This is a genomic window from Candidatus Magnetobacterium casense, assembly GCF_019173545.1.
GTDB lineage: Bacteria > Nitrospirota > Thermodesulfovibrionia > Thermodesulfovibrionales > Magnetobacteriaceae > Magnetobacterium > Magnetobacterium cryptolimnobacter.
Genome location: NZ_JABXWD010000179.1, coordinates 1 through 7,001, shown reverse-complemented (window position 1 = coordinate 7,001; position 7,001 = coordinate 1). Strand labels below are relative to the sequence as shown.

Below are 7,001 nucleotides of genomic sequence, written 5' to 3'. Positions count from 1 at the left end.
ACTGCAAATGAAGCCCTCTGCCTCTTATAAACCTGTATACCTTTGCAAGCCTGCGAGCATCCCTTATATCATAGCACAATAGATAGTTTGATTTCATGCCCCCAACTCCCTCATTAAACTAAACAGATCATCAATGATCAGCTCGATCTTCTCTCCGAGGCGTTTTCTCCTGCCCTCATACCTGCCTGCAATGTCTCTCATAACGTCCCTGAGACCACAGCCTCCATGTATAGAATTAATGTCAATGTTATTGCCCTTGCAGGATTGCAAAAATATGACACACTGCAGGTCTGTCTCTGGACTCAATATATAGGAAATATCAAGGGCAAATCCAAAATTCTGCCTCCTGTGAACAACACCCATGTGAGGGTCAAGCCTGGCCTTGACAAGCATTTCAACAATCAGCCCCCTGGATAGATTTGAGACTATCCTCCTGACAGTCTTAATCTGTCTTTCATATGCCGTAAAGTACCCGGCCATGGCCTGACAATACTCAGACTCCTTGATACCCTCTTCAAGAAAGCTCTGAGCTTGTGTCTTAGCCATGATAGTGAGCGCCTCGATTTGAAATCTCTTCCTCCATGACACACAGAACGCCTTAAAGCGTGAAACATTGTCCTCTGTTTCAATGAATATCCTCTGCTTATCGTAATACAAAGGCAGACGATCATTATACGGTAAACAGACGGAGCCATTGTCCCCCGATACACTCATCAACATAACAGGTATCTGATTCTCAGCAAGGAGGGAAAATACCCCCGATTCTAACTTAACGTTGCCGGAGATAAACACCCTCCCTATAAGACGAACGGGGATGCGCCTATTGGCCTTACCTGACTCTTTTACGAGCAGGGACGGACCATCGCGTACAATCTCTATCCCCTTTGCCTCATTCAGATAAAGCGTCCTGTCCATCCATTATCCTCCGTGTTAGTTCCCTTACGCTATTAACATAACTGCCTCTCATCTCCTTGGCCCATTGTTCGTGCATTGGATAAAATCGCTTTCTGCCTTCTTTTTTTAGATAACAGCCTGCCCTTTCGCTATCTTGAAAGAAGTCCCTGTCTGTGAATTCCCTCTTCCTGAACAAATGCCACACAAACCTATCCACATCTGCACGAAAAGATTCCACAAGGTCGCATGCCAGGGATTCCCTACCGTACTCAAACCTGTGATAGAAACCAATAAACGGGTCAAGCCCTATTACCTCTATCTCCCTCACCATCTCGTAGTGAAGCATTGTATAGCACAGGGACAGCATTGCATTAACGGGGTCTTCAGGGGGTCTTCTTGTGCGCTTTACAAAACCGAGAGAGTCGGCAAAAAGCGTTGTATATGCCTGAAAATATGAGGACGCAGCCCCACCCTCAAGTCCCATCAGGGTGTCTTGGTCGGGCAATCCGGTGACTTTTTCCGATATCTTTTCAAGGGTCTTTAATGCCGTAAACAGGGGTAACCGTTTGTCAGGCCGCTCTTGGAGGGCTTCTTTTAACAGACCAATCTGTGTGTCAACCTTTCTCCTTACTATCTCGACAGAAAACAGCCTGCTGAAGTCAGACAGGGACATCTCATACTGCTTAACCCTCAGTACACCGTTGTTGTGTAGTCTGCCGTGGAATATGCCATTAAAGCTCAAACTCCTTCCAGAGAGAAACACTACGGTGACACCCTCTTGTGCTAGCTTGTGAAGCGCCGAGGTCTCAAGTGTCACAGAACCTACGATTACAACTCTCTTAAGTGGCTTTATAGGGACACTGCCCTCTTTTGTGCCATTTGCATAAAAGGCAAGGGTGTTACCATCATCCCTTATAAGAATGTCTTTCCTGTCGATATACAAGGTTCCCACGCTACATCCTCCTATCCAATATAAAAGTAATCGGGGTCATGGGGCGGCAGCGCTATGCCCAGCACGTGAGGAGTACTTCTGCCATCCATTTGAAAGATATGCACACGGTCATCTTTATCCTTTATAAGCCCCTTGAGTTGCCCAATTACGTATTTCAGTTCACCTTCGGTCAGAAAGCACTCATACACGGATTTCTGACCACCTGTGCTGTACCCCTTAAGGAGATAACGCACGTCATGCAAACGGTTATCCTCCGTAATATCATAGGCTATGAGATACAAAGTCCTTGTCATAGACCACAGCTACCCTTAGTCGTCAAACTCCAACCTTGGAAAAACGGGGACGTCTGACTCGTTAAAGGCCTTTAGGTCAAGAATAAACTTCCTTAGCTTGTCATACGTTGATTCCTGTGAACTGTTTAAACCATGAGCAAGGTAAGACTGATTTCTCTCGGATTGTAATTTTCTGAAGTTATCCTCGTTTAACAAGTATACCTGTCCTAACTCGTCGCCAAGTTCAAGGAGCAATTGCAGAGAGGCATTTTGGGGCAGCTTTATTGTACCACGATCCTTATATTTATGAACAAAACCTTCCCTTAATGCCTCTGGTAACTGCTTTTCTTTTACATCAGAAGTGTTTATTTCATATGTATGTAAGAGTCTCTCCTGTGCAATCATCTCTACAAGCCTATAGAGCCTGAGTACGGCATCATCTGTCTTTCCCTCCTTAAACCTCCTTAGCGCATTTGCGTACATGTCAAGGACATGGTGGACACGACGAGAGCAACGCCCTTTTGCCTCTGATAACACGTTGACAATCTCCAGGTTCTTCTTTGTGGCCTCAGCAAAGGCCCTGATACCATTATCATGGAATTCTTGTAATAAGTCCACCTTTCCTTTTGTAAACGAGTCTTGGGCCTGATTGTGTTTGAACAAATCCCATTTGTAGTAACCATCTACAAGGCTCGCCAGCAATTTAAAGTGGAAGCCACCTTCTACCCCTTTTTGCACCAGAGCGTCTAACAAATCCTTTGCGGCCTTAAACTGATATTGATTGAAAAGGAGCGAAATCTTTTTCTTATCCTCTACTGCCAATAAATCCCAGGGATTTACACTATCGTAGACCGTCTCGTGTCCGTCCTGGACAATACCAACACCGTCCTTAGTCCTCTGCGTTCCACCAACGTATGAGTAACGAAGGCCATACGTAACCGAGGCAAGGGCAAGGGCTACAGACATGTTCTTTGTCCCACCGGTGTAGTCAACGATCACATCCTCCTTATTGTAGCCTTTATCCATTACCCTTTTAACGGATTCCTTTGCCAAGGGAAAACAGTGCCGTAAATCATCCGCATTGTCTACCAGGGTTCGTTCGCTCCTTATCTCCAGTCCACAGGAGTCTTCAATGCCTCTTTTTATTGCCGCTATGCTGTCACACGTCTCCTGGGATGCGAAAAATGAGACAAACTCAGGGATATAGTGTGAAATAGACTTTACAATAGGTTCCGGTGTTCCACCAACCGATATGATCATTGCCTTGTACGTTTTTTCTTCCATGATTACTCCTCCTTATCGCTGATTATTGTTCAATCTCCAATACTGCCCATCCAAAGGGCTTGAGGCTGACGTTGCTGTCCGGATAGGACTCCTCGGATGCAAGCCATAGGGTAGTGGCACAAGACTCATTAGTAGACCCCCCGTTTTTATGCATAATCTTTATCTTCCTATACCCCTTGATGGTTACGGCCTCTGCCCCGGAGTGTCTGCCTATCCTGATCAAAAAGGCAGACCGACCTATCTTGCCCTTTATGTCCGGAGGCATTAGGAAGGCGCTTGCCCCAATCCTGTTTATGACCTCGTTATCGTCATCACATATGCTACTATAAAAATCGTTAATGGCCTTTAACAAGACATCTCGCTCGACAGGCGTTTTTATACCCCCTGGCTTTAACGGTTTATCGATTAACGGTTGATCGATATTTATGGTGCCGCTAAAGACTGTACCAACCCTTATAGTCTCTAATATTTGATATGGCCCTTTAGCGGTCTGACCTTGATCCTTCTTCCTGTTAACGGCATAGAATATCTTGCATTTAGCCTCCCCTGCCGGCACAAAGTCAGACACCTTGAGCAGTCGCAAGGGATCAGTGTCGAATTGTCCGCCAAGGAGCCGGTTTTCGAGGTCTTTGCTTGCGTCAGTATTTAAACGGTTGCTTTCCTTTGCCAGCTTATTCAGATAGGCCGTGCGTATTGCCCCTTTTATCGAGGAACCTGGTATATATGGCAGATTGTTATGTGGATTGTATGCGGTTCTGGCAATTTGAAATTGATTGAGTTCATTTTTCCCACCTTTTCCACTCCTAACCTTCTTATAGTGTTCCAGCAGGACGCTACTACACTCAACCCTGACTATGTTATTTGGTTGAAACTTGCCGGCAATAAATTTCATCATTTCGACAATAGATGCGACACTGCCCTTGTCACATATGCCTAAGAACTCCTCCTTGTCTTGGTCCGACAAGGAATCGACAAAAACCATTGGATCAAAGGCTGCCAGGTTCAATTCATCACCTTCTTTAAGTATAACAAATGACGTTGGCTCATATACGTCATCGCAGCCTATGTGCACCGGAGACATTACGTGGAGCCTGGCTCGTATTGGTTTTTCCATCTTAAGCCTCCACGCTAACCGGTATGTAGAGCGAATACCCCTGTGCCACGGTCTTATCCTGCACAAGCGATATATCAGTGACACCAACCCCTATATACGGTTTCGTAGGTATATCTCTGTTCTTTGGCATAAAGACGGCCCCTTCATCGGCCATGACAACCGGACATTTGAAGGGATTGCCTGACCTGGCCAGCACATCGCCATGCTTGCCAAACCTCGTAAACGGCGTAAAAAACGCATCAGCGTAGACACCCTTCTCAGGGACGCATGGGGCAAGGGTGTAACAGGCATTTGGATTATCGCTACCCAAACCGACGAGGTCTATCTCCATATACTCCCCCAGAGAAAACCTGCCAAGGCCGCTTGAAGCATCACGGCCAAAGCCCATATCCCCGATCCTCTCTATGGCCGTAGTTACCTGTTCAATTGTTACAACGTCATCGTCTATGCCGACAAACAGCGCCAGTTCCGTGTTAGGATAATACACCCCATGCTCCACTGAAAATGGTGCAAAGCGACCCTCTCCGGTTGTGCCGGTATGTCTGTTTATGGTGTTGTGAGGTTGAAGAAAGTCGGCAATAAAGCTGCTACCGCCCCCCTTGTGTATCTGCCGCCTTTCTGTATCACTCAGCGCCGCCTTAAATTCATCAAACAGCTCCTTGTCATTGCAGAATTTCAAATCCCTAAACGACGAGAATTTCTTGCCTTCTGGTACAAGCATCCACTTTTTTGACTTAACCTCCTTGCGCTTCTTTATGCGTTGCACTGTGTCCTGTGGGAGGTCAAACATGCAATCAGGTGGCAGGTTAGGCGAGGGTAGGGCATATGTGTAAACTTTATTTGCGTATAGCTTTGGAAAGGCGGATGAAAATACCACAAAGGGGGCCTCCAGATAACGGGCAATCAGGGTGTCAAACAGCTCACCGAGCAGTTTCTGTTCGTCATAGACTAACTGCCAGCAGAAGTGCCCAAATATGGTGTCTCCCTTGAGGGGGGTTGCAAATCCGCTAAGTGGCTTTATGGTAATCTCATATGTCTTCAACTGCCGCCTCCCTGATTAAAGGGCATCAACTCCTCAAACATGCCGTTTATCCCCTCGTCGTTAAACGCTATCTTTATCCTTCCATACCCCCTGCTTCCACTCCCACCAAGGGCATCCATCTCAAGCAGCTTAAGCCCCCTAAGGAGTACTGATTCAAATAGCCCCTTATCGTCCTCAGCCAACACCTTAAAGGTAATCAAGAAGTTAAAGACTGCCCCCTCCGGTACCCGCTCGATAAATCTCGGATTCTCGGCTGTACCCCTGATCCTGTTTATGACGTTTTCAGACTTTTCCTCCGTAAGAGACCAACGATTGTCCTGCACCGTTTTAAGCCACTCACTATCGAGATAGCAGTCGGCAAACGACGCCCTTGTCGGTCCAATTTCCTCAGAGGCATCATCGGCGCTAGCCCCAAAGACCTTGAGCAGGGCAGTACATTTGGCCTTTAAGCCTTTATCGCTTACCTTTTCCAGTATCTTGCCTGATACGACAGCGCCTTCCGTGTAGACCATCAATCCGCTTTCCATCTCAAGCAGGGAGCGTACCTTCCCCTTTAGCGAAGACCCCGGTATGTAGGGTTTAAGGGTATGGGGGTGCTTGATCACAGGGCTGTCCGTGCCGCCAATGTGCATCTCCGCATTGCCAGAGCCTATGTGAAGACCGCTCTTAAGTGTTATCTTGCCCTCAAGTTTTTTGATCTCTGTGAGTTTTAATTCCATGTCTTACCTCCGTGTCTTAGTCCTTTGGATTATAGTACTTATAATATCCCATAATGGCCTCAAAGAAGCTTGCAAAGACGTCAAGGTCTCTTTCGTCATTAATCTGACCTATCTGTTCTTTGATGAAATCCTTAAAATCGCGTGATATCAGCTTTCTACCCTCGGCATATGCCGCCTTTGCGTTTAGCATCTTCAGATAAGGCAGTATCTTTGCAAACTCCGATGGCTTGTCTTTTACCCTCCTGTTAAACATGACGACCTCATCATAAAACCTTCGTATCTGAGAGTTTTTGTTTTTTCCTTCTCTATTTAATCCCTCGGCAATCTTATCGGCCTTATCGGAAAAGAGATCAGGATTAATCAACCCTTTGTCTTTATTATCCCAGAACTCTACCTTCATCATGGTGCTTGTACCTCTGCCTTTTGTGTCCATTGCACTTCCTCCTTATCTACGGTTATAGATTATATGCCACAGCGGTATCTTTAAACCTCCGCCGTGCTCCTCAAGCCATTGAACGCTCTGTTCCACTTTCTTTAGCGCCACGGCCCTTTCATCATCTTTAAGCCCCCTCCCCACGTTCCTGATAAGGGCGTACCTAAGCATTGCCCTCCACTTCAGACACTCCATATCATCAATGCTAATGCCCTGCTCCATCTCCAACAACCTATCCTCCCGCTTTGACATATCAATAAACGCATTTAGCCTAAAAAGCATGACGTTATT

8 protein-coding genes and 1 pseudogene are annotated in these 7,001 nt (G+C 46.3%); all 9 read right to left on the bottom strand.

What is annotated here, in order from left to right; all coding sequences use genetic code 11:
* Nucleotides 1–93: 93 nt before the first annotated feature.
* Complete coding sequence (locus tag HWQ67_RS10395; protein WP_218252624.1) at nt 94–915, bottom strand: CRISPR-associated endonuclease Cas1; 822 nt, start codon at nt 913–915, stop codon at nt 94–96.
* Entirely contained in the window at nt 890–1,846 is a 957-nt protein-coding gene (gene cas1, locus HWQ67_RS10390) for a CRISPR-associated endonuclease Cas1 (protein ID WP_218252623.1), read from the bottom strand. Before cas1 ends, HWQ67_RS10395 begins: the two co-directional genes overlap by 26 nt.
* 11 nt (nt 1,847–1,857) lie before the next feature.
* The gene (gene cas2, locus HWQ67_RS10385; protein WP_218252622.1) at nt 1,858–2,139 is read right to left on the bottom strand and encodes a CRISPR-associated endonuclease Cas2; all 282 of its coding nucleotides are present in this window, start codon (nt 2,137–2,139) and stop codon (nt 1,858–1,860) included.
* A 15-nt stretch (nt 2,140–2,154) separates the two neighbouring features.
* Nucleotides 2,155–3,402 (bottom strand): TIGR02710 family CRISPR-associated CARF protein, encoded by a 1,248-nt coding sequence (locus HWQ67_RS10380; RefSeq protein WP_218252621.1) that lies wholly within the window; start codon nt 3,400–3,402, stop codon nt 2,155–2,157.
* A 22-nt stretch (nt 3,403–3,424) separates the two neighbouring features.
* The gene (gene csm5, locus HWQ67_RS10375; RefSeq protein ID WP_218252620.1) at nt 3,425–4,516 is read right to left on the bottom strand and encodes a type III-A CRISPR-associated RAMP protein Csm5; all 1,092 of its coding nucleotides are present in this window, start codon (nt 4,514–4,516) and stop codon (nt 3,425–3,427) included.
* Nucleotide 4,517: 1 nt separating this feature from the next.
* Nucleotides 4,518–5,558 carry a type III-A CRISPR-associated RAMP protein Csm4 gene (gene csm4 / locus HWQ67_RS10370; RefSeq protein ID WP_218252619.1) on the bottom strand — a complete coding sequence of 347 codons (1,041 nt, stop codon included), beginning with the start codon at nt 5,556–5,558 and terminating at the stop codon, nt 4,518–4,520.
* Nucleotides 5,555–6,277, bottom strand: a complete 723-nt coding sequence (csm3, locus tag HWQ67_RS10365) for a type III-A CRISPR-associated RAMP protein Csm3 (protein ID WP_218252618.1) — start codon at nt 6,275–6,277, stop codon at nt 5,555–5,557. Before csm3 ends, csm4 begins: the two co-directional genes overlap by 4 nt.
* A gap of 16 nt (nt 6,278–6,293) precedes the next feature.
* Nucleotides 6,294–6,710, bottom strand: coding sequence for a type III-A CRISPR-associated protein Csm2 (gene csm2 / locus HWQ67_RS10360; protein ID WP_218252617.1), 417 nt, complete (start codon nt 6,708–6,710; stop codon nt 6,294–6,296).
* A gap of 12 nt (nt 6,711–6,722) precedes the next feature.
* Nucleotides 6,723–7,001, bottom strand: a pseudogene (locus HWQ67_RS10355) (type III-A CRISPR-associated protein Cas10/Csm1); the annotation flags it as partial.